The 23,371-nt window shown below is 34.8% G+C and carries 16 protein-coding genes; 10 read left to right on the top strand and 6 right to left on the bottom strand.

The genetic code is table 11. The features are described 5' to 3' along the window. Window positions 1-20: 20 nt before the first annotated feature. Window positions 21-1,211, bottom strand: coding sequence for a redox-regulated ATPase YchF (locus MBBTH_RS08660; protein WP_116592650.1), 1,191 nt, complete (start codon window positions 1,209-1,211; stop codon window positions 21-23). 66 nt (window positions 1,212-1,277) lie between these two features. Between MBBTH_RS08660 and MBBTH_RS08665 the strand changes: the two genes are divergently transcribed. Together MBBTH_RS08665 and MBBTH_RS08670 are read left to right on the top strand one after the other, a co-directional pair. Then, window positions 1,278-2,147 carry a metallophosphoesterase gene (locus MBBTH_RS08665; RefSeq protein ID WP_116592651.1) on the top strand — a complete coding sequence of 290 codons (870 nt, stop codon included), beginning with the start codon at window positions 1,278-1,280 and terminating at the stop codon, window positions 2,145-2,147. Continuing rightward, window positions 2,144-4,270 (top strand): phage holin family protein, encoded by a 2,127-nt coding sequence (locus MBBTH_RS08670; protein ID WP_116592652.1) that lies wholly within the window; start codon window positions 2,144-2,146, stop codon window positions 4,268-4,270. Before MBBTH_RS08665 ends, MBBTH_RS08670 begins: the two co-directional genes overlap by 4 nt. On the opposite strand, the gene MBBTH_RS08675 is transcribed toward MBBTH_RS08670, so the two are convergent. Beyond that, the gene (locus MBBTH_RS08675) at window positions 4,259-5,104 is read right to left on the bottom strand and encodes an SIR2 family NAD-dependent protein deacylase (RefSeq protein WP_116592653.1); all 846 of its coding nucleotides are present in this window, start codon (window positions 5,102-5,104) and stop codon (window positions 4,259-4,261) included. The genes MBBTH_RS08670 and MBBTH_RS08675 overlap by 12 nt on opposite strands. Further along, a complete protein-coding gene (locus MBBTH_RS08680) occupies window positions 5,105-5,965 on the bottom strand; it encodes a protein-ADP-ribose hydrolase (RefSeq protein WP_279305948.1) in 861 nt (286 codons plus the stop codon). It abuts the gene before it with no gap. A gap of 29 nt (window positions 5,966-5,994) precedes the next feature. Here MBBTH_RS08680 and MBBTH_RS08685 point away from each other — a divergent pair, with 29 nt between their 5' ends. The 4 genes from MBBTH_RS08685 (at window position 5,995) to MBBTH_RS08700 (ending at window position 10,276) form a co-directional block, all read left to right on the top strand. Continuing rightward, window positions 5,995-6,372 carry a winged helix-turn-helix transcriptional regulator gene (locus tag MBBTH_RS08685; RefSeq protein WP_116592654.1) on the top strand — a complete coding sequence of 126 codons (378 nt, stop codon included), beginning with the start codon at window positions 5,995-5,997 and terminating at the stop codon, window positions 6,370-6,372. A 1-nt stretch (window position 6,373) separates the two neighbouring features. Further along, window positions 6,374-7,015: a cobalt-precorrin-7 (C(5))-methyltransferase gene (locus MBBTH_RS08690; RefSeq protein ID WP_116592698.1), complete on the top strand. Its 642-nt coding sequence runs from the start codon at window positions 6,374-6,376 to the stop codon at window positions 7,013-7,015. Window positions 7,016-7,139: 124 nt separating this feature from the next. Further along, the gene (locus MBBTH_RS08695; protein WP_116592655.1) at window positions 7,140-10,088 is read left to right on the top strand and encodes a collagen binding domain-containing protein; all 2,949 of its coding nucleotides are present in this window, start codon (window positions 7,140-7,142) and stop codon (window positions 10,086-10,088) included. Then, window positions 10,088-10,276, top strand: coding sequence for a hypothetical protein (locus tag MBBTH_RS08700; protein WP_116592656.1), 189 nt, complete (start codon window positions 10,088-10,090; stop codon window positions 10,274-10,276). Before MBBTH_RS08695 ends, MBBTH_RS08700 begins: the two co-directional genes overlap by 1 nt. Before the next feature lie 37 nt (window positions 10,277-10,313). Here MBBTH_RS08700 and MBBTH_RS08705 read toward each other — a convergent pair whose 3' ends face one another. Continuing rightward, entirely contained in the window at window positions 10,314-11,327 is a 1,014-nt protein-coding gene (locus MBBTH_RS08705; protein ID WP_116592657.1) for an ArsA family ATPase, read from the bottom strand. Window positions 11,328-11,870: 543 nt separating this feature from the next. On the opposite strand from MBBTH_RS08705, the gene MBBTH_RS08710 reads away from it, so the two are divergent. Next, window positions 11,871-13,052: an AAA family ATPase gene (locus MBBTH_RS08710; RefSeq protein WP_116592658.1), complete on the top strand. Its 1,182-nt coding sequence runs from the start codon at window positions 11,871-11,873 to the stop codon at window positions 13,050-13,052. A gap of 326 nt (window positions 13,053-13,378) precedes the next feature. Here the strand turns inward: MBBTH_RS08710 and MBBTH_RS08715 are convergent, their stop codons facing one another. Further along, window positions 13,379-14,128, bottom strand: coding sequence for a hypothetical protein (locus MBBTH_RS08715; protein WP_116592659.1), 750 nt, complete (start codon window positions 14,126-14,128; stop codon window positions 13,379-13,381). 390 nt (window positions 14,129-14,518) lie between these two features. Next, on the bottom strand, window positions 14,519-14,695 hold the full coding sequence (locus MBBTH_RS10915; protein ID WP_165814053.1) for a hypothetical protein: 177 nt from the start codon (window positions 14,693-14,695) through the stop codon (window positions 14,519-14,521). 831 nt (window positions 14,696-15,526) lie between these two features. Here MBBTH_RS10915 and MBBTH_RS08720 point away from each other — a divergent pair. From MBBTH_RS08720 to MBBTH_RS08730, 3 genes are all read left to right on the top strand, one after another. After that, entirely contained in the window at window positions 15,527-17,572 is a 2,046-nt protein-coding gene (locus MBBTH_RS08720; RefSeq protein ID WP_116592660.1) for a hypothetical protein, read from the top strand. A gap of 262 nt (window positions 17,573-17,834) precedes the next feature. Continuing rightward, a complete protein-coding gene (locus tag MBBTH_RS08725; protein ID WP_116592661.1) occupies window positions 17,835-20,897 on the top strand; it encodes an Ig-like domain-containing protein in 3,063 nt (1,020 codons plus the stop codon). Between the two features lie 96 nt (window positions 20,898-20,993). Further along, window positions 20,994-22,730, top strand: a complete 1,737-nt coding sequence (locus tag MBBTH_RS08730; protein WP_133241951.1) for a peptidase associated/transthyretin-like domain-containing protein — start codon at window positions 20,994-20,996, stop codon at window positions 22,728-22,730. The last annotated feature ends 641 nt before the right edge of the window (window positions 22,731-23,371 follow it).

Raw genomic sequence — 23,371 nt, forward strand, 5'->3', positions numbered from 1 at the left:
AATAAAAAAAGTGGGGAAATTTAATTTCTGGTTACGATACTTATGATGTCCCCGTCCTTAAGTTCATAATCACTGGCTACGCGCATGTTTGACCTTGCGTCAACTGCATGCATGAACTTGTCCCCTATGTCAGTGTGGACGATGTATGCCAATTCACGAGGGGTTGAACCCTGTTTAACTAAAAATCCGTCAGGCAGAACATTGCCCTTTTGGTCAGTGTACTTGTGCTCGTCCTGAACAGGGTATACGACAATCCTGTCAAGCAACTCGAAAATTCCGTAGTTCAATGCATCCTGAACACCAGTGCTTCCATAAACGTCCAAAATATTAGTCTGAATGTATTCAAGAGCTTTCAGCTGATTTGGATTTAAGTCATCGGCCTTCAATATTTCGAAGTGGTCATCTCCTGAAACATATGAAATCAATCCTGCCTCAGCGGCCCTTACAAGAGCTATTTCAGATTCCGCTGAAGTTGCAATGACATTTGGATATTTTTCCTTGATTCTTTCAATATTAGCTTTAGAAGTTGGCAAATCAGCCTTGTTTGCAATAATCATCATCGGTTTGGCAATTTTTAGGATGTTGCGGGTAAGTTCAATCAGGTCTTCCTCTTCCCACTTATTGAAATCAGGTTCGATTGTTCTTTTGGCTTCAATGATATCCTCAACGGCTATTCCTGTACCGGACAATTGGTCATAAAGCACCTTTGCAACATCTAAATGTTCGGCACCGATCTTTCTTACAAGCCTTACCCAGTTTCTTGATAAAATTCCATACATCCACATTACAATCTCATTTTCCAAAAATTCCACGTCCTCCAACGGGTCGTGGCTTCCAGGGTCAACAGGGTTTCCTTCAATGTCAGTTGAACCTGAGGCATCAATAACATGTATGAACACTTTAGCTTGCATTAATTCATCTAAAAACTTATTACCTAATCCTTTTCCTTCATGAGCTCCAGGAACCAGTCCTGCAACGTCAATTAATTCAATTGGAAGTAACCTTTTTCCATCAATACATATTGAATTGTGAGGATTGCATGTAACACCTAATTCCTTACATGGGCAATCCTTAATAACATGAGCAACCGCCTTGTTGGCATCGATTGTTGTGAATGGGTAATTTGCCATTTCAACGGTAGATGCTGTTGCTGAGTTGAAAAAGGATGATTTTCCTACATTTGGTTTTCCACAAACTGCAATTTGAAGCATAATAATCACTCTTAATATATGTTGTTAAAATTATAAATAGTTTCATAAATCATAGTTATAATTAGTATGAAAGAACATAACGATGAAGTCCCACAGGCAATGAGAATTCGCCAGGAAATTCAGGAATCAATGAATAATTCCTTGCCCGAAAAGAAGTTCCGCAAGGAAAAAATTGATGTGGTTGAAATTGATATCGAATTGGACAACCTCGGATGGGATTTCCACAATTACAGGATTTTGAACCTAACAGACATTCATTTGGGCCAATGGGTCACACCAGAATATTTGGATGAGCTGATTGACTATGTCAATACATTGAACTATGATGTGGCCACATTGACGGGGGATTACATTTCCTATATCATTGACGGTTATGAAGACTGCCTAAAGGACTCATTTAAAAAACTGAAATCAAATGACGGCAAATTCGGGGTTTTAGGCAATCACGACCACTGGATGGGTGCGGACACCATAAGGGAAATTTTCAGGGACTCCGACATCACCGATTTGAGCAATGACGTTTGCGTACTGAGCAAAGGCGAGAGCAAATTGAACCTCGCCGGAGTCGATAGCTGCACTGTCTGCGCTGACAATCTTGATGCTGTGTTGGCCAAGCTGGATGATGACAATCCAACAGTATTGCTCGTGCACGAGCCGGATTTCGCAGAGGAATCATCCAAAACCGGCAAGATTGATTTGGAAATCTCAGGGCATTCACATGGAGGGCAATTCGTTATCCCTAAACTAGAAACCACACCTCTTAGAGGCCCTAACTCCACCAAATACCCCATCGGCTATTATAAGATTGGCAGAATGAATCAGTATACCAGCAAAGGTCTCGGCACCAATTCCTTCAGAATACGCATTAACTGCAAACCCGAAATAACAATTATAACCTTGAAGAATGGAAATAAAAAAAGAATAAAGATAGAATGAGATATAAAAACGCAATTATCTCCTCGTTAAAAACAGTGATTACCACACTTTTACTTGTCCTATCAAACATGATGGCAATTATTATAGTTGACTATATAAGTGCTGACTTTACTGTAGGGCCTTTTTATAACGTGTTGTTAATTATTATAGCGTTTACCGTTACAAATGCCATATTATGGCCGATTTTCAGGCGTTTCCTGATGAAATATATTATTTTAACATTCGGAATCGGCGCCATTTTCTTAAACTCATTGATGTTCTACATAGCCACATATTTCATTCCGGGAGTTCATGTCGGTTTCTATGGGTTTTGGCAGGTCCCCATCGTCATAGCGATATTCACCACATTTGCGACCAACATTACAAACACAAGTTACTATGACAATTATATTAAAACCATTTTAAAATATGCTCTTGAAAGGAAAACACCTTACAAGAAAAAATATCCCGGAGTCATAATGCTTGAAATTGATGGTCTGTCAATAAACACCCTTAAAAAAGCAATTGACAAGGGATTTATGCCTAATCTTAAAAGTTGGATTGATGAGAAAACCCATACATTAAAGCAATGGGAAACAGACCTCTCCTCACAGACCGGATCAAGTCAGGCAGGAATATTGCATGGAAACAACAGGGACATTGTGGCCTACAGATGGATAGAAAAGGAAAACAACAATAAGCTGATGGTTTCAGGAAAATTAAGCCAGGCACCTGAAATTGAAGAGAGAATAAGTAACGGTGAAGGTTTGCTTGTCAATGGAATAAGCATTGCAAATATGTTTTCAGGAGACAGCCAGCTGTCCGCCCTCACCTCCTCAAGACTGCATTCAATCACCAGAATCTACAACAAGACACTGCATACGGTATTTCTGGAGTCCTATAACTTTCAAAGAATATTCGTACTGTTCCTATGGGACATATTGCTTGAACTGAAGTCACAAATAATGCATAGATTGAAAAACATACGGCCCAGACTCAGAAGAACTATCGTTTATGCCGCAATCCGTGCGGGGGCGAATGTCGTTTTAAGGGAGGCTACAACAGAGATTCTGGCAAGTGAAATCTTCAGGGGCGAAATAGACACAGCCTATGCCACATTCATGGGTTATGACGAAATAGCACACCACTCAGGGGTTGAGGATGACGACGTCTGGGGCGTTTTAAAACAGATTGACGCCCAGTTTTCAAGACTGGAATCAGCGATTGAATTGGCAGACAGGGACTATAAATTGCTCATATTGTCAGACCACGGGCAAAGTAACGGCGCCACATTCAAGCAGAGATACGGAATGACATTGGGAAATTACGTGAGAAGGCTGCTTCCCGATGATTTGAAAATTTATCAGAGCGCATATAACATTGACCACTTTAGGGACGCATTGCTTCCGGAAAGCAGACAATTGCAGACAATCAAGGACCATGTTGAAACAATCCGTGACGATCTGTTCGATGAGGAAGGGCGCATCCATAATTTAAGAAATGAGATTCAGGAAAGAAAGCCTGCCATAATCTTTGAAAACGAACAGTACCAGAAATTGCGGGAAAGATATTCCAACAGCCTCGAATACATTACCGGACACGAAAGCATCGAGCACAGCACCAAAAAGGCCCGTGATTCGGAATTGGTTGTTTTGGGTTCCGGAAATCTGGCCCTGATTTACCTGACACAATGGAAACAGCGCCTGACCTACGAGGAGATAGTCATGCTATTCCCTGACCTGATTCCAGGCCTCATAAACCACCCCGGAGTCGGCTTTATTTTGATTGACTCAATGATGAATGGAGGCATGGCAATCGGCAAAAAGGGCATTTACTACCTGGACACCGACAAGGTGGTCGGTGAAAATCCTCTTGAGGGATTTGGAGAGCATGCCGCACACCACCTCAGACGTGAAAACTCATTCAGGAACATGCCGGACATCATGGTGAACAGCTTTTATGACTCAGAAAAAGATGAGGTCTGTGCCTTCGAGGAGTTAATTGGTTCCCATGGCGGCCTTGGAGGTAACCAAAGCAAACCGTTTATCCTATACCCTAGCGAATGGGAGGATCCCGGAGATTTGATCGGTTCGGAATCAATCTACAGATTCCTAAAAAAAGAAATTGAAAATCTAGATTCTTGATAGCCAGTAATCAAGAATTTCCTCAACATCCTCATCAAAGCTAATTGTCTTATCCTTATTCTCTTCAATGGCCTGTGGATAATCCAGGTTAAGTCTTATCAATGTCGCATCATCATTATTGTAGGTCATCTGTTCGAAAGGAAACCTTATGATGGTGGGGGTGTTGAATCCGACGCCGATTTCAAGGAACACAAACTTCCCATCAATGTCATTCAGGAAATCATAATACTTATCGCTCATCTCATGCCATTTGGCATCCTCAACAAAGAAATTGTCCTTTCTCAGGTTAACGTCCATTTCCTCACCGCAAACAGGACAATATGGAACCAGTTCACTTGGTACCTTGCAGTCGGAGGTGTTTTCCAGAAGCTCACTGACCAATTCCTCATTTTCATACAGCTTATCGTGACAAGCCTTGCTGCACTGCAGGAGTCCGTAATCACCCTGGGTTGCAAAAATCCTTTCGTCCCCAAATCCATTTAGCCAAAACTGATGGTCCACATTGGTTGTTATGACAAAATACTCCTTGTCTGCAACCAGCCTTAACAGTTTTGTATACACATCGGTTTTTCCGACATCATATCTGTTTGCAAAAATATGCCTTGCCCAATAGGCCCACTGCTCCTCGGGTGTCTCAAACCTGTAGAATGATGAGGTATACATGTCCGTGAATCCATACTTTTCAATGAAATCCTTGAAATACCTCTCATGTCTATCTCCACCGTAATCGATTCCTGCAGCGGTTGACAGTCCAGCTCCCGCTCCAATGATTACATAATCAGCTTCATCAATGGCCTCTTTGGCCTTATCCAGTCTTTGCACAAAACGTTCCATCTACTCACCAAATAACAAATCTTTATAAATCCTGTAACTCTCATCACCGAATACATCGAAAATCACATGCTTAAGTGAAGTTTCGGTTGAATCCAAATACTCCTCAACTGTCTTTATTGCAATTTCGGCCGCCAGCTCCTGCGGGAAATTGAACACCCCTGTTGAAATGCCGCAGAAGGCAATTGACTCCAGGTTATGGGCATCAGCTATTTCCAGACATGACCTGTAGCAACTGGCCAAGTCCTCCTTATCCTTATCGGACGGCTTCATGCCCTGAGGTATTGCGGGGCCGACAGTGTGGATCACATGCCTGGAAGGCAGATTGTAGGCGGAGGTGATTTTGGCTTTTCCTACCTCCTCGTCCTCGCCCTGCATTTCCATTATGCGGTTGCACTCATCCCTTAACTGCACGCCTGCGGAGGAGTGAATTATGTTGTCAATGCAATTGTGTTGGGGGATAAAGCAGCCAAGCAATTTGGAATTTGCCGCATTGACTATCGCATCGGCTTTCAGGGTTACGATATCACCCTGCCAAAGCATTATCCTGCCTTTAACCTCCATTATGTCCTTCACTGAAGTCAGGTCTTTGCTTAAGGTTTCGGCGGTTAAAAATTCATCCTGAACCTTTAAAAATTCTTCAGATATTTCCAAAGGTGGCCTTACATTCATCAATGAACGAAGCAATGCCCTTTTAGAGAAATAATCCTCGGGAACATTGATTTCATCACCACGCTCACCAATCAAATATTTAATTAAAAAATCCAATTGTTCAGTGCTGTTAATTTCAATCTCTCCATGAATCGTTAATAATAATATAATCCCAATCCATTTAAATGATTTTTGTAACTTTTTAGTAACCATTTAAATAATTAATAAATCAATTTAAAATTATGGACACCGATAAAATAGTTTGTCCGGTCGACAGGACCCTGAACCTTTTCAACAAGAAATGGTGCATTCAGATTATTCGGGACATGTTTTTTGGAAAGAAACATTTCAGGGAATTCAAGGAGGATAAGCCTAAGTTGAGCAATAAGGTGCTGTCAAGCTGCCTTAAGGAACTGGAGGAAAACGGCCTAATCGAAAAGAAGGTTCTCGATGACAATCCCCTTTCCACCGAGTATTACTTGACCGAATACGGACAATCTATGAACAGGATTATCTATGAGCTGGCAATGTTTACCTTAAATGACGAAACCAAATATTCAAAAGAAACCCGTGCCGCCCTAAAGGATAATTTTAAGAAGACATTGGAAATTGATGATTGAAATGACTGGTAAAATTTATATTGTTGGAATTGGCCCTGGAGCAAGCGAGTATTTGACTAAAAAAGCTATTGACACTGTTAAAATGAGTGACTATACAGTCGGAAGCACACGTGCAATCGACCTCTTCGATGACGTTCAAAACAAGATTGCATTCAACGTCAAGGATCTGCTCGACAAACTGGAGGAGGGCGTCAAACTTGCGGTTGAGGGAAACACCGTTTCAATTTTATCTACCGGAGACCCTGGCTTTTCAGGTGTGCTGAACACTGTCCTGAGGCTTTCGGACGAAAACGATTTTCCGGAGGAAAACATTGAAGTCATTCCGGGAATCAGTTCACTGCAGCTTGCGGCGGCCGAGTGCCACATACAATGGGACAATGCCAACGTCATGACCTTCCATGGCCGTGAAAACATCGAGGACATTCTGCCGGTCATCAACAATGGAAAGACAACTATTGCACTTCCTTCAAGGAAAGTCAAGGACATGGCACAGTTCCTGCTTGACAACGGCGTTGAGGCCGACCGTGAGGTGACCGTCTGTGAAAGGCTAAGTTACCCAGACGAGAGAATTGTCTCAGCAACATTAAAGGATATTGCAGACAGTGAATTCACCTACATGTGCATTATTGTCATTAAACCTTAATATTTAGGTGTTAAATTCAATATAAATAACTTTTACTATTTATTTTTAAGATTAAAGTTTATATGTTCTAGATAAGATACTTTAATTGCCAATTTCATGAAAATTGGTGATTAAGGTAGATACTATGAACATTAAAATAAACACCATATGTTTCATTCTACTATTCTTTCTTTTAATTTCGGCTGCAAGTGCGGCGGATAGCGATAATGAAACATTAGAAAATGCAAATCAACCTGATCCTAATCAGGACATTGATAACTTGAACGATGAAAAGCTGCAGAGTTGTGAGATTGATGATGCAGTTTCGAAAAGCGTGGAAAGCGAAAGTGAACTTGGAGCCGCAAACTTGCGGTGCTCACTGGTTGAGGGAACCATTAAGGCAACTCAAAAAGTGGCCAAATTAAAGGTTAGCCTAAAGGCTCCGAATGTCAAAATGCACTATAAGGACGGAAGCAAATTCAAGGCCACATTAAAGGACCACAACGGCAAAGCGATGAAAAACGCCAAGGTGAAAATCACGATAAACGGCGAAACCTACAGCAAAAAGACAGACAATAAGGGAACCGCCTCAATTAGCCTGAATCTTAAAAGCGGAACATATAGTGTTGTGACAACCTATGAGGGTTCGGGAATCTATGCCAAAAAGAGCGTGACAAGCAAGGTGACCATCAAAAGCACCATTAAATGCAGTGACATGTCAAAATACTACAAGAACACCGCATCCTACTACTCAACATTTTATGACAAGAAGGGCCATCTCCTGAAAAACACCGGAGTTAAGTTCAAGCTGAAAAGCAAGACATACTCCGTTAAAACAAACAAGAAGGGAGTCGCCAAACTGGCCATTGACCTGAAGCCGGGAAAGTACTCAATAACATCAGCGAATCCAAAAACGTCCGAAAGCGTTACAAAAACGATTACAATCAAATCACTGATTGTGACAAGCGACCTTACCATGAATGATGGTGACGGAAGCAGATTCACTGTTAAAATCCTAAACAGCTACGGCAAGGCATCACCAAATAAAAAGGTGACCATCAAGGCCAATGGAAACACATACACTCCAAAAACCGACAAAAATGGATTGGCATCAGTGCCAATCGATTTTGAAGCGGGAAAATACGGCATCACAACCGAATATGACGGGTTAAGAAACACCAATCAGATAATTGTCAATAAAGTAATAAAGCACACACCATTCAGCCACATTACGCTAATTCCCAATTATGTCAACGTGACAACTCCCTATGTCTTTCACAATTCGGCATATGCCTTGAAAACAGGAATTGACGGAATAATCAGGATGTCAAAAAATGAGGCCTACACAATACAGGTGAGCGAAACAAAAGGATACCTGTTCACACAGGCGCAAATTCCCGGTGTTGACTCCATAATCATAGGCTACAGGACCCATTTAATTCCATTTGATGGAAGTGGAGTCAAAAGCGATTACAACAGAGCCAACCTTAAAGGTGACGGCATCCTGATTTCAAGTGGGGTCAACTACACTGAAATCGAATATCGAAGCACATCCAACGAAAACACGGAATTGTTCGGAGTTTACATGGACAGAGGATTGGAGAGCAGCGAAACCATTACCTACATTCAGAACAATAAGATAATGGCAAAAGTGAACTTTTACACTTATAATTATGATGAAATAGGTCTCCAATACAATTTAGCCAAATATTACGGCAAAAGCCTCTATGATTTTAATTATAAAAGTTATGCCGAGATAACCAACAACAATACAAACACCATAAAATTTGCAAAGACTGGAGACCCCGTCACATTCAGCTATTTCGGCAAGTCAATAGTTGGATACCTCTCCAGAGAAGACATTAAAACAAGATTGGTGATAAATGGCATTGAGGAACTGGAAAAGCCGGAGACATTAAGCTATGGGCTTAGCGATAAATATAAGGCAAATCTAGGATTTGAAGTGCTGCAGGCTTATGCAATCATCAATGAAAAGGTCACCAGGGACATTCTGGAAAGTTGGGTGAATAAGAATTCCGCCTATCTATCAAGGTTCGGCATAATGAACGTTTATGGGATGTTCCTGGCGGGGCTTGAAACAGCATGGCTGGCGGATGAAATAGCCAACCATTACACAAAAGAGTATAGCGTGACCTGGAAAAGGGCCAATACGGCCACAATACTTGGCGGAATAAACCTTGAGGACACATACCTGCACATCTTAAATGCAGATATGGGAATGAAAGTGACCGGCAATAAACAGAATGTGGAACTTTTTAAGATGATCAATTCAATGGGATTGGCGAACATTGAGGATTATGCGCTTGAACCGGTTGCCAAAAGGTATTGGAACGCCACTTCAAATTCCCTGGACAAAGTGCTGAACTCATTGGCAAGCAATAATTACAGCATTGCCCAACTGGGGGAAATGATATACCTGTTCGGCGGCAATGACTCTGCGATAGCCCTAAACACTACAAGCGGAGTCGGCAATGTTATCCTGGCTCATGACAATAACGTCTACAAGGGGTCAAGCATCCATACAAGTGAAGACTGCTGCGGCGTTGGAATAATTCCAAAGGACATCATCCAGGGAATAAGGGAGGCATTTAAGATAGCATCGCCATCAACATATCTGCTGTCAAATCATTTCAAGGACATACACCCATTGAGCATGCTTGTCTATTATGGGCTGAAGCCCCTACTGGGCAAGACATTGTCCGGAACCGCATCGACCTTTCTCGGACTGTTCAATATAATGGCCGCCACCCAGAGCGTGGGGGTGACTTACCGTGACAGAATGGTTAATGAAAAGGACTGGCACGGAGTGATGGACTCCTACACCTTCACAAGATCAGGATACCTGCAGGGAAAAAAGGTCTACAACATTCCAAATAAGAATGGAGGGTATGATTATATTGAAGTTAAAATCAATGATGACTTGAGCCTTGACAGGAACAATGCAAAGTATATTAGTCATGGACAAACAAAACAATTAACACGCGAGGAAACCTACCAATATTTCTGTGAAGACACATGGACGCCATTTTCAGTGCCTACAAAATATTGGGACAAAAGTTGGAAGGGAAGCTAATGAACTTAAATAGCCTGATTGAAAATTTCAAAAAGGAACCCCTCATAATAAAGATTCTGATGATTGCCTTTGTAATTTCCTTTATCTGCAATGTGCTTACTTTCAAGTTTTTTGACATTACAATAGTGATTCTGGGAATACTGGCAGTTGTGGAAATCTTTATGGAACTTGGAAAAAAAGAAGATTGAAGTTAAAATATTGATTATTTTAACTTTTTTTATTTTTTTATAATTGGATTGCCTCTTGAACAACCTCATCGTTGTCCTCACCATCATATAGGATGTGTGCAAGGTTCAATAGCTTTTCCTGACCTTTTACCTCATCCTTGAATAGCGGAACTTCAGCGATGTGCTGGTCCGGGAACTTCTGGTCGATCAAGGCCAATCTTTTTTGCTGCAATTTATGTCTTGAGTGGCAGAAATCACAGTCGCAGATATCAGGCATCACCTGGTTTACGATGACACTGTCAACGGTGATGTCATATTTGCTTAAAGCTTCCAATGCCCTTTCTGATTCATAGATTGACATTTCCTCAGGAATTACGACCATTTTAAATGTGGTTCTGTCAGGATCGGACAACACTGCTTTTGCCTGGTCGATTTGCTCTTTTGTCCTTTTCAAATCTTCAGAGGTCTGCGGGTCATCGATTTCGTCCATGAAAGGCATGATCTTTCTAAGCGCATTGGTTGCAGAGCCCAATTTTGCCTTGAGCATCATCATTTTTCCTACCCAGGAGTCCATTACTTCAGGGAAGGACAATAGCCTTAAGGTGTGTCCGGTAGGTGCTGTATCAAACACCACAACATCAAACTCGTCTGAATTCATAACACCCATGAACATTTCAAATGCCGCTGCCTCATCTGCACCCGGTGAGGATGAAGCCATGTCGAGTTGGTCTGATAAAAAGTCCATTCCGAATAATCCTCCAGCATCATCAGGATTTGCTGCCTTTTGGGCTTCCAGTTGTGCCTGCTTTTGTGCCATTGCAACATCAGGGTCGATTTCGACAGCGAAAAGGTTGGTTTTGATTTCACGAGGATAGCTTCCGATAGGCACTTCAAGTGAATCGGATAATGAGTGTGCAGGGTCGGTTGATACAATCAATGTCTTTTTGCCCTGTTCGGCCAGCCATAATGCGGTGGCAGAGGATACTGAAGTCTTTCCGACTCCTCCTTTTCCACCTATGAAAATGAATGTTGTCTTGTCCTTGTTGAACTTGAAATAATCTTTAAATGCCAAATAAATTACCTCCTTAAATAAACTTACTTTTACTTACTAAATGTTATTTTAATTTCTTATAGTATATAAATTTAGTCATTATATAACATTACAATTTAACATTGTAACCTATAACATGAATAAGTGACTAACTTTCAAATAACTACTAATTTTTCAGAAATTGAACCTCTCCGGCGTGTAGAAGCCGGAGAATTCTTGCACAATAAAGTTAAAATTATCATGTTGAAAGATACTCAAGTATGAAACTAGCTTAAAAATTTCATCAAAAAAATGTTTTAATATATAAAAATTGCTTTTAATTTATAATATTGTATTTAAAAGGTAAAATTGCCTCCAAATCAAAGAAAAATTATTTATATTGATTTTAATAGATTATTATCTAATTTTAGAAACATTTCATATTAGTATGATTTTTTATACTAATTCAATTGGTTTAATTAATTATACTAGTATAAATTTTTATACTAATTTATTTAGTCTAATTAATTATACTAGTATAATTTTTTATACTAATAAAAATAAATATAATATCAGGTGATTCTAATGAATTCAAAACCATTGTTCTTGCATGATGATTTAGACAAGTATTTCTACAACCGAAAAGAAGATATTAAAAAACTAAAATACCAAATAAACTCTTTAAACTATTCATTACCTCAGCAAATCCTATTAACTGGATATAGAGGCGTTGGAAAAACCTACCTTTTAAAAAAAATAATGCATGACATTGAACCAAATATAATCTGCACATATATTGATATATCAAAAATATACGCTTTAGAAAAAAGAAAACTAACAATAGAAACCGTATTAATTGAACTATTAAAAGAAATGAATCAATCAATACAACTAAACCAATATAAAAACAAATACAAAGCAAAAATCATAGAACTTATAGATAATTTAAAACTTAAAAAATATGACTTTCAGGATATTGCAGAAATATTGAAGATACCAATTCCAAAAGCAGAAACCGATTACAGAAAACTAAGTCAATTTGTGATGGAATTTCCACAAAAAATAGTTGATGACATAGATGAAATCAATGGATTTGTAATAATCATAGATGAGTTCCAGATGCTAAGAAAAATTAAAAAATTAGACAAATTTTTCTGGCTAATTCGAAGTTTCAACCAAACACAACACAATGTATCATATATATTCACCGGATCAATATCACAAAGTTCAGAAGTTATAAATGAACTAAATGGTGAAAGCGGACCATTTGGTGGAAGATTACAACAGATTACAATTGATCCATTCACCAAACAAGAAACTCAATCTTATTTCAAAGAAAAAATGAGTGAGATAAAATTCACAGATGACGGATTTGAAAGATTTTACAAATGTACGCGAGGAATACCATTATATATTAATAGTTTTTATAATGTAATGGACAGTACTCAATTATACACCTCTGAAATAGTTAAAAAAACATTTTATACAAATATGGATCAAATTTTAATAATGCAAGTAAAGGTTTGGAGTAGCTTAAATGAAAATGAAAAAAATATAGTTCAAATTTTAGTCGATGAAAACTCATTAGCATGGGGAGAATTACTTGAAAAAACTAATTTGTCTAGATCAACATTCAACAAATACCTAACCAACCTAAAATATAAAGGAATAGTAACTTACATAGGGAAAAAATATGCAATAGAAGATGACCTGCTTAAAACTTGGTTACAGCATGAAAAAGAAGTAAATGGATTTTATCCGATTTAAATTTTAATTCAACTCCATCATTATTATTGGCAACAATAGTATTTTACGAATTGTCCAACGGAAAAACGGTTAGTATATGAAAATCAGACTATCTACTTTTAGTGCGAATATGGATTTCAATATTCTAACATTTTGTTACTAAATGTTATTTTAATTTCTTATAGTATATAAAGTTAGTTATTTTAGCACTATTGCAATCATCAATTTCAATATTAACACTTTATTTTAAATAATTACCATAATTTATTGTTGAAATTACGAATACTATTTCTTAAATCCTTAAACCATGAAAATTAAGTTTGTTAAGAATAATTCATAGATAAATGTTAAATTATCATATTAAAAAGTAGTAATATCATCATTAAACCTAATGAAATTAAAATAAATTTTTTCATACCTTCAATTCTTTTTAATTCAAATGGTAAAATCTTATTTGCAACATCTGGGGAAAGAACAAAGCATTCTAAAACTAATGCCAATACAACCGAAATTAAGTCAATATTCAAAAATGAACCTTTAACAAACATGTCTTTTAAAAAATTAGTTAAAGAGACACCCAAAGGCCCAGAACCTACAGTAATACCTAAAACCCAATGAAAAAGTGGATGATAACCATTACCATCATAAAATGAGTTGTTGTTTTCATTAGAGTATACATTTCTTCTTAAAAGCAGGAAAATTCCCGGAAAACATACTGCTAAAGAAAATGCAATGGCATTATATAATCCATATTTTAAAGCCGCGCAAAAAAAGCCCCAAGATACCAAAAATGATGATACAAATAAAAATAGGATTAATCCTTGATTAGTGCCTTGCAATAAATCAGGAGAAAATAATTCAAATTTTTCATCAAAAAAGTCACGTTTATATATTAAAATAGTAAACATGATACTAACAATAGTAAACCCTGACATGCAGAGCATAAAATCAGATTTGAACAATAAATTTAATATTATTGAAATAACTACACTCAAACAGATGCATTCTATAAAAATGCCCAATGAATAAAATTTAAGTTCATCCTCATTCAAATACATCCATTTAGTCTTCATAATTTCATTTAAACTTTTGTCCATATTTTTATCCACCAAATTAACTAACAATTACAATATAATCAGATGCAGTTAGTTTATCTTAGTATGTGATGTTTTTAGTTGAAAAACTCGGGTTCTTAAAAAAAAATTCAAATTAATGTCCTATTGTAGAGAAAAATCTCTACAATATCCCGTATTAGACATTAATAATACATTTTTTGCGTCTTAATAGAGGTTTACTTAAAAGTAAATCTCTTGTATAATACTATTATTAAATAAAATATATAAACTTAACTAATTTTAAAAAATAGACAATTAAATAGTGGCTATCTCAAGGAAAAGGCCTCACGAAAACATTAGTTTTCAAAGCCCCTCATTGACTTGGTTATATTTAATTGCCATTTAGAAGGTGAAAATTTGAGTCGTTATCTCCTATATTTTATCAGAATCATTAGTGCCATAATATTCGGCCAATATGATCCAATGAGGAATATAATCAACCCCACTTTTTTCACCTCCATTCAGACGCATGAAAAGAACACCAGAATAGCCATACGGTGAAACTACTCTGATTAATAAATAAACAGTGAATATAATAAATATTCTCATGTTTATTCACCTCCTTTCAAAAATGTGTTATAGTTTGAGGCCTTTCAAGAGAACATATATGTGTTATAAATTATTTAAGGCTTGTTGAAGCCAATTGGTAAAATTGTAGTGAGAAAAACATCACATATAAAATTTAAGATGCAAAAAGAATTGATAAAAATATAAAATTAAATTAAAATAGGATTAGGAAATGGAGAATATAATAATCTTTATTACAGATAATTAAAATATATTATCCTGTAAGTTGTCCACGGAAAAATGGTAAGTAATCGAAATTCCAATTACTAACTTTTAGTTACTATTTGTAACTTTAATTTCTTATAGTATATAAATTTACTTATTCAAGCATTATTGCAATCTTCAAATTTAGAGAAGAATATCTCATTTCAGATGAATCATTAAATATTTCGTTAATTTCATTAATGATGATTTTTAAGGCTTTGAAATTTAATTATATTTGTTAATCATTCTTTTTAACGAGTTTGATAATTTTTATTTTTTGGCCAAAATCTGTTTTAAAAAAGTGGTTAGTATATGATTTTCGAATTTGACATTTTGCAGGCTTATGAATTTTCAAATACTTATTTTGAGTAACCTTATGAAATTTAAATATGTACTTTCTGGTAAGTAGATATTTTAATTCTCCATATGTGGTCAAATGTTAAATAGGATTAATGCAAAAATTACTATTATAATAAAATAAATTTAATAAAATTTTAAAAGTATTGTATTAATCTTTTTAAAAGCATTATTAAATATTACTTTACTTTCTAAAAAAATATTGATTTTGCAAATAATGCATTTTCAAAAAAAAACTATAGGGGAGTCAAAATGGAGATTAATAAGATTATAATATTAATTTCAATAGTTATGTTAATATTATTCAGTATCGGCTTGGTTTCAGCTTCCGATAGTGGAGATGAGCTAGCATTATCAAATGATACTGACGTTATTAATTACCATATTGAGGATCTTGATGAAAATGAAGTCATTTCATCACCAGATGTCGGAAATGATGAATTAAATTCCGCTAGCAATCCAGATAGTTTTATCGTCAACAAAAGAAATTTTAAAATGTATTTTGATGGCACCAATACCCTGAAAAAAGAATATGGTGGATCCATAATAGTTTTTGATGGAAAATTTGAGGACATGGGAACAGTTACCATCAATTCGGCCAATACAAAAATTACCGGCAGACATGCACTGTTCAACAATACTGTTTTTAACCTGAAAGCTGATGGGATAATGCTGACCAATATCCATTTCGTTTTAAATAAGGAATTTTCAACAAATGACAATGCTGGAATATTAATCAAATCTGATAATATAACTGTTTATAACTGTATTGTTGATTATAATGTTCCCTGCGAAAAGACAGGCTTTGCAATTTTTTCAAATGGTGAAGACTGGGGAAATGAAGGAGTCAATTTAATAAACAATACAATTAATTATGTGGGAAGGTCTTATGGAAGTGGTTTTAATTATGGGATACTGTTAACTGAAACATTCAATGCCACCATATCCGGAAATATCATTAACTGCTCTCTTCCTCTTCGTGCGGTTGACTGGAACTCTGAAATATATGGTGGAAGTAGCATGGATTTTGCAGCAGCAATAGTTGCAGATACCTGCAGATATTTAAAGTTATCAGATAATAAAATTTATGCGAATGTTAATGGAGTGAGAGAGGGAGAACCAACATTGGATACCTTACTGATTTACAATTGCAATGATGCCATAATCGAAAATAACCTCATTAGACAGACAGATTACGTCACAAAAAAAGGTGATGTGAATTATCTCTACGGCCTGGACATGTATCTGTCCAGCAATGTCATTGTCTATGGCAACGACATCAATATATTCACCAATGGTGGAAAGGAAGCCCATGGAACTGCATATCCAATTCAGATTACAGGACCCGCCCGCAATGTTTCCATAGCATTCAACAATATTAAAAGCTATTCAAACGGACCCAACATTGGAATCTATTCACAGAATTTTTATGGCGAAACACAACTGAGTATAATAAGCAACATCATCAATATCACAGGCTTTGCAAGTGACCATTCATGGGCATTGGTTGCAGGAATCGAAGTGCAGGACTCCCATGACCTTATTTTAAACAATACTATCGATGTCAGAAGCGTCAATGAGTTTAAGACAGGTTATAATCTTTACGGCATTAGTTATTCACAGCAAACCCGTGGCGCACATTCATTTAACATACAGTACAATAAAGTCAAAACCACTGGAGATTGGGCCATTGCATTGATGGGAGGTGCAACTTCGCCTGTTATAAACTCAATCATAGCAAACAATATTTTAAATGCGAGGAAATATGGTGGAAATAGGGCAGCATTGATAAGTGGAGGTTTTGGTTCAGTTAAAAATAATACTGATGGTTCAAAGCATGTCAAAAAAACCATGAGTGAAAACGATTATCCTGATTATTTAAAAATTTATCTAAAAAGATCTTCACATGATAACAATGGCATCGATTTTTCATGGATTTCCAATACGGATGGAAACAGTCTTAAAAACCCAAAAACACCCCATCCAAGTCAAAGCAGTGACATTCATCAAGGAAAATCTAATTTTCATATTGGAGTGAATAAGATTTATACAAAATCTGATGTAAACAATGGAAACGTTAATTCGACTCATTATATTCCTGGCGAATCAGGCATAAGCCTTGCAGGTGCATCATCAAGTTCAGGCCATGCAATATCCTCACAGCCTAAGTCATATGAGGTTACAAAAACAATTAAAAATCCTGATGAAACCAGTTACATTCAAGTAATATTTTCAACAATTTTCTCATGTTTATTGTTGATTGGCTATAAAAAAAGAGAAGATATTGAAGATTATTGAAGTTATTTTATTTTTTTAGTTTAATTATTAAAGTACAATTGATTTTTAATAAATTATATATATGTCATAAATATAATATATATTAGGATGAATTGATAAATTTTTAATTATATTTAGATTAGTTATGGTTCATCCATCATACGAAATTATTCATTTAATTTTGTATTTAAAAATCATTGAACTTTTTAGAATATTTGTTAATACTTGAATTTGTTCAATATTTTATAAAAATATTTAAATAATAAAAATTATGGGGGACAATATGATTATGATAAAAAAATCATGGATAATTATGGCATTGCTAATAATGCTTGTTTTCTGTGTTGGTTCAGTCAGTGCAACAGATGATGTTAATGATACTGTGGGCATTGATGAAAACACAGAAAGTGTAGATACTTCTATTGATGCGGTTGATAATAGTGATTTGCAATCTTATCAAGATGAAGATAATTTAAGTACTCGAGCAACTGCAGTTAATGCTAATGATTGGTCAACATTAGAAAGAATATGTGAAAGAGGAAATGGGCCTTTTGAAATTAATTTAACTGGTTCTATATATAATGCAGATTCAGACATTAATTTTTTAAGTGATGTAACTATCATTGGTAATGAAAATGCATATATTACTGGAGGTAATTCAAATTTAATCCCATTTATTAATGATGATTCAAGTTTTTCTATCATATTTTTAAATGTTCATTTTAAAGATATGTCTGTGAATAATCTTATGAAATTAAAAGGTTATAATAAATTTGAAAACTGTACTTTTACAAATATTGTTGCCAGTTCCAACACAAATAATGTATTATGGAATAATGGCGATTTAATGGAAATTACTGGATGTAATTTTACTAATTGTACAACTGGTAGAGGTGTTGTTTCTAATTATGACTCTGCAGGTTCAAATACTGCACAAATGGTTGTAAATAATTCTAATTTTAATGGAAATTATGCTCGTTCTTATGCAGGTGCAATCAATAATCGTGGAATTCTAAATGTAAATAATTCTAATTTTGTAAATAATGCTGCAAATTCATGGGCTGGAGCAATTAATGGTGTAGCTAATACTGAAACATATATTACAAATTCTAAATTTAAAAATAATGTTGCTGGATGGAATGGTGGAGCATTATATACTTATTGTATACTTGAAGTTCATAATTCTATTTTTGAAGGTAATAATTGTACAACTAATAATGGTGGTGGGGCAATAGGTGCTTACAACTTTGTTTCCACATATAACATAACTATTGATAGTTGTAATTTCACTAATAATATAAATCTCTGTAAAGCATATGATAATTTATCAACCACTTCTCTTGGTCGTGGAGGAGCAATTTCAGTATTAAATGGAGGATATTTAGACGTTCATAATTCAAGATTCGTAAATAATTATGCTAGAATTGGTCAAGCTATTGCAGCAGCAACTTATAATTATGCAAATGCAACTGGTGGAGTTCCACATATTTCAATTTATAATAATCAGTTCATAAACCACACTGGAAACAATGATACTGTTTATATCACTGGAAATGATATTATATTCACTAATAATACTTTTGTGAACAGTGTTCAAACTATTTCTTATTCTAGTTTAACTAATCAGGTTCAGAATGTTTTTAGTCAAGGAGAAGATGTTTTGGGTGCAGTTCCTGAAGAAACTTTATCCGGCAATATGGAAGTTGTTTATATAGATTCAGTTAATGGAGATTGGTTAAATGATGGTAAAACACCAGAAACTGCTTTTGATCAATTAAGTGATGGTTTTACTATGGTTAAAGATGGAGGAACTATTTATATTGCAGATGGTACATATAATACTGGAAAAGTTTATCCAATTAGTTCAGTAAATGCAAATTGTGTTGCTTTAGGAAATAATGCATTCATATATTTAATTAGTACTCCAATTAAAAATGATGCATCTAATAAAACAATCACATTCATTAATTTAAATTTTGCATATGATACAGAAAGAAATATTGCAATTGATTTTGGAAAAAATTGTAATTTTATCAATTGTACTTTCATTGGCAATTTCACAATTGGAAAATCTTTAGCTGACGAACCTGACCAAGCAGGACAAAATAGTAATGGTTTTGTATTTACCCGTTATACTACATTCGAAAATTGTGTTTTCAAAGATGCAACTGGAAGCAGTTTCATAACCATGTATAAATGTGCTAACGTTACATTTAATAATTGTAATTTCACCAATATTAATGTAGATTCCTTAATTTACCGCCCTTCTTTTGACAATCTATATTATGATGAAGCTAATTGGGAATGGAAAGTCATTGAAAACCAATCTGGTACATGTTACTTTGAAGAAGATGGATTAGTTTTAAATAACTGTTCCTTTTTAGGATGTACTTACAATGGTATTGTAGATTCAGCTGCTGATTTTTATGAAGTTGTTGAAATTACTGGTTGTAACTATGATAATGCTGTAACTCCTGGTGTAACTACTATCGATAATCACAATTACATTAATTCTACCGATATTTTACCATCAAGTTTAACAGTTTCTGTTGGAGATATTATTTATGGCAATAATTTCACAATCAATGTTAAATTGGATGTTCCTGTAACTGATATTGTTTATGTAACAATCAATAAAAAAGAATATTCTGTTAATGTTGTTAATGGTAGCGGTTCTTTAAATGTTTCCGATAAATTGGATGCCAATAATTATAATGTTAGTGCAGTATTTGAAGGAACCTCATTATATGAGGAATCCAATGCTACTTCCAACTTCACAGTTTCACCAGTGAACACTGGTTTAACTGCTTCCGATGTAGCTATGGTTTATAATTCCAATGCTAAAACAATGACTGTTCAGGCAACCAATATTGCAGATGGATCCATTATTTCAGTTAAAGTTAATGGTAAAACTTTAACCGGCACTGTAAAAAATGGAAAAGCAATAATTACAATACCTGCTAATTTAGCTGCTAAAACATACCCTGCAACAATCACTTTTGATGGTGATGCTAATTATAATTCAGCAACAGCATCTGCTAAGGTTGTTGTTTCTAAGGCAACTCCTAAATTGACCGCTAAAAAAGCAACATTCAAAGCTAAAAAGAAAACCAAAAAATACTCAATAATTCTAAAAGACAATAAAAACAAAGCATTAAGCAAAGTAAAAGTGACCTTAAAAGTTAAAGGAAAAACCTACAAGGCAACCACAAACACAAAAGGAAAAGCAATATTTAAAATCAGTAAATTAACTAAAAAGGGAACTCATAAAGCTAAAGTTAAATTTGCTGGTAATGCTAACTTTAAAGCAGTTTCAAAAACCGTTAAAATTAAGGTTAAAAAATAGAGGAAGTTAAAACAATAACTTCCAATTTTTTTATTTTTTTAGGAAGTGTTATATTTGAAAAGGATATTGATATTATTTTTAATATTTGTTTGTTGTTTGACAACGGTTAATGCTTCTGAAAATATTACAAATGATGACTTGAATCTTGCTGATTCACAGGACCATATTAGCATTGAAAATGAGAAAAACTCTTCAAACGATTTTTTGTCTGTAGGTGAAAGTGCAGATAATCCTGTAAATAATACTGACGAGTTATGGTTGAGTTTTTTTAGAATTCCACAATCTTCTACTGCCAATATTTATTTGGCGGATAATGAGTACTCCTATAACAATAAAATTTTCGATTCTCCGAAAAACGTGACATTTATTGGGCAGGGCCCAAATACGATTTTAAAAGGAATTTCTACACAGGCCGGTGCAGGTGTAGCGCCTAGTGAAAAAAATTACGCTATCCCCTATACTTTTGTTAATCTAACATTCGTTGGAGGAAGTAACGATTTGTCACGAAGTTGCAAATTCATCAATTGTACAATTATTGACTCGTTAACCTTTTCTAAAGATTTCCATGACCATCCGGATAAGCTAAACATCAGACATACCACTCAGGATTATTATGCATTAAGGACTTACTTCTATGAATTCGACAATTGCATTTTTAAAGATTATAAAGGAAATGACTCATATCTGACTTTATATCAGTATGGATGCGCAAGTTTTAATAATTGTAATTTTACAAACATTACAGCAGATTCCATAATATGTTATGCTAATGATGTTTCTTTTGAAAGGATCAAGAGTTATCTGTTAAAATTAGGTTGGTCTGAATCTGAAATTGAAAGAATATCCTATGATGGAATTAATTTCAATGATTGCATATTTAAAGACACAACATACACTGCAGTCACCGATTCATATACTGCAGTTAAAAGAAGCATTGTAAACTGTAGCAATATCAAATCTGAGTATTATGGTGTTTTCACTACAGATAGTTTGCATCAGTATTACAGTCTCCCAATACCTATTAACACTACTTTAACAATCAGAACAGCAGATATTGTATATGGCGAGCCTTTTATCATCAGTGCAGTTTTCAACAATCCTATATGTGATGATGTCATTGTTGTCATTAACAAGAACAAATACACTATAAATGTCATTGGCGGTGAAGGATTGCTTAAGGTTTCAGATGAACTTGACGCAGGTTTTTGGAATATTCAGGCAGATTCTATATATAATAATTTTAACTATACATCAAATTTCACAGTCAAAAAAATAAATACAAAACTTTCAGTACCTACTGTCAGTTCAGTATATAATGATGCTAAATATTTGACTGTCACATTAAAAGATTATAGGAATAATGCATTGAATAATGCTTTAGTGAGTGTTAAAATAGATTCAAACATCCATAACATTAAAACTGTTAATGGTCAAGCTAGAATATTGATAAATGATCTAATTCCAAAAAATTACAAGGTTGTTGTCACATACAATGGAGATGCTAATCATTTTGAATCATCTTCAAATTCCAATATTGTCATTTCAAAGGCAACTCCTAAATTGACCGCTAAAAAAGCAACATTCAAAACTAAAAAGAAAACCAAAAAATACTCAATAATTCTAAAAGACAATAAAAACAAAGCATTAAGCAAAGTAAAAGTGACCTTAAAAGTTAAAGGAAAAACCTACAAGGCAACCACAAACACCAAAGGAAAAGCAACATTTAAAATTACCAAACTAAATAAAAAAGGCACTTTCACCGCAAAGATCAGTTTTAAGGGAAATGCATATTACAAGTCTTGCGGCAAAACCATTAAAATCAAAATCAAATAGGGTAAATACATTTACCTTATATTTTTACATTTTTTTTCTCAGAAAATTTTTTTTATTAAAACCTATTAAATATTTTCTTTTTGAATGTTTTCAATTGTTTCCATTTTTATAAAGATTTGAAAATGATAATCAAATATCGGATTATTCTGTGCTTTAAAGTTTGCATTAGTTTTTTATGGTTACTATATGATTTTAAGTGACCTTAGTTTTTTTAGGTTAGTATATGAAATTCCATTTGTTTCATCATGCACGAACATGAAAAAGATTTATAATTGATGAGAAAAATAGTTTATTTTGCGAATTGTCCGGCGGAAAAATGGTTAGTGTATGAAAATCAGACAGACTACTTTTAGTTACTAATTGTAACTTTAATTTCTTATAGTATATAAAGTTAGTTATTATAAGTCTTTTGTTACTTTAATTTGAGCAAATTACTTTCCACAAAATAGTGAATGACCATATGAAATTAATGGATTTGTAATATCATGGATGAATTTCAAATGCTAAGAAAATTAAAAATCAGACAAATTATTATCGTTGGACTTTCAGCACGTTTTACAAAATGAATCCTAAAAATTCATGAATGCAAATAAATATTTATTACAAAAAATAAGAACTATATAATAAGTAAACTTAAAAAA

Origin of the sequence: Methanobrevibacter thaueri (assembly GCF_003111625.1) — an archaeon.
Lineage (GTDB): Archaea > Methanobacteriota > Methanobacteria > Methanobacteriales > Methanobacteriaceae > Methanocatella > Methanocatella thaueri.

What these genes read in the sequence shown, in the direction of transcription:
- MBBTH_RS08660 (WP_116592650.1), bottom strand. Translation starts at nt 1,211, where the DNA reads ATGCTTCAAATTGCAGTTTGTGGAAAACCAAATGTAGGAAAATCATCC.
- MBBTH_RS08665 (WP_116592651.1), top strand. Translation starts at nt 1,278, where the DNA reads ATGAAAGAACATAACGATGAAGTCCCACAGGCAATGAGAATTCGCCAG.
- MBBTH_RS08670 (WP_116592652.1), top strand. Translation starts at nt 2,144, where the DNA reads ATGAGATATAAAAACGCAATTATCTCCTCGTTAAAAACAGTGATTACC.
- MBBTH_RS08675 (WP_116592653.1), bottom strand. Translation starts at nt 5,104, where the DNA reads ATGGAACGTTTTGTGCAAAGACTGGATAAGGCCAAAGAGGCCATTGAT.
- MBBTH_RS08680 (WP_279305948.1), bottom strand. Translation starts at nt 5,965, where the DNA reads ATGGTTACTAAAAAGTTACAAAAATCATTTAAATGGATTGGGATTATA.
- MBBTH_RS08685 (WP_116592654.1), top strand. Translation starts at nt 5,995, where the DNA reads ATGGACACCGATAAAATAGTTTGTCCGGTCGACAGGACCCTGAACCTT.
- MBBTH_RS08690 (WP_116592698.1), top strand. Translation starts at nt 6,374, where the DNA reads ATGACTGGTAAAATTTATATTGTTGGAATTGGCCCTGGAGCAAGCGAG.
- MBBTH_RS08695 (WP_116592655.1), top strand. Translation starts at nt 7,140, where the DNA reads ATGAACATTAAAATAAACACCATATGTTTCATTCTACTATTCTTTCTT.
- MBBTH_RS08700 (WP_116592656.1), top strand. Translation starts at nt 10,088, where the DNA reads ATGAACTTAAATAGCCTGATTGAAAATTTCAAAAAGGAACCCCTCATA.
- MBBTH_RS08710 (WP_116592658.1), top strand. Translation starts at nt 11,871, where the DNA reads ATGAATTCAAAACCATTGTTCTTGCATGATGATTTAGACAAGTATTTC.
- MBBTH_RS08715 (WP_116592659.1), bottom strand. Translation starts at nt 14,128, where the DNA reads ATGGACAAAAGTTTAAATGAAATTATGAAGACTAAATGGATGTATTTG.
- MBBTH_RS10915 (WP_165814053.1), bottom strand. Translation starts at nt 14,695, where the DNA reads ATGAGAATATTTATTATATTCACTGTTTATTTATTAATCAGAGTAGTT.
- MBBTH_RS08720 (WP_116592660.1), top strand. Translation starts at nt 15,527, where the DNA reads ATGGAGATTAATAAGATTATAATATTAATTTCAATAGTTATGTTAATA.
- MBBTH_RS08725 (WP_116592661.1), top strand. Translation starts at nt 17,835, where the DNA reads ATGATTATGATAAAAAAATCATGGATAATTATGGCATTGCTAATAATG.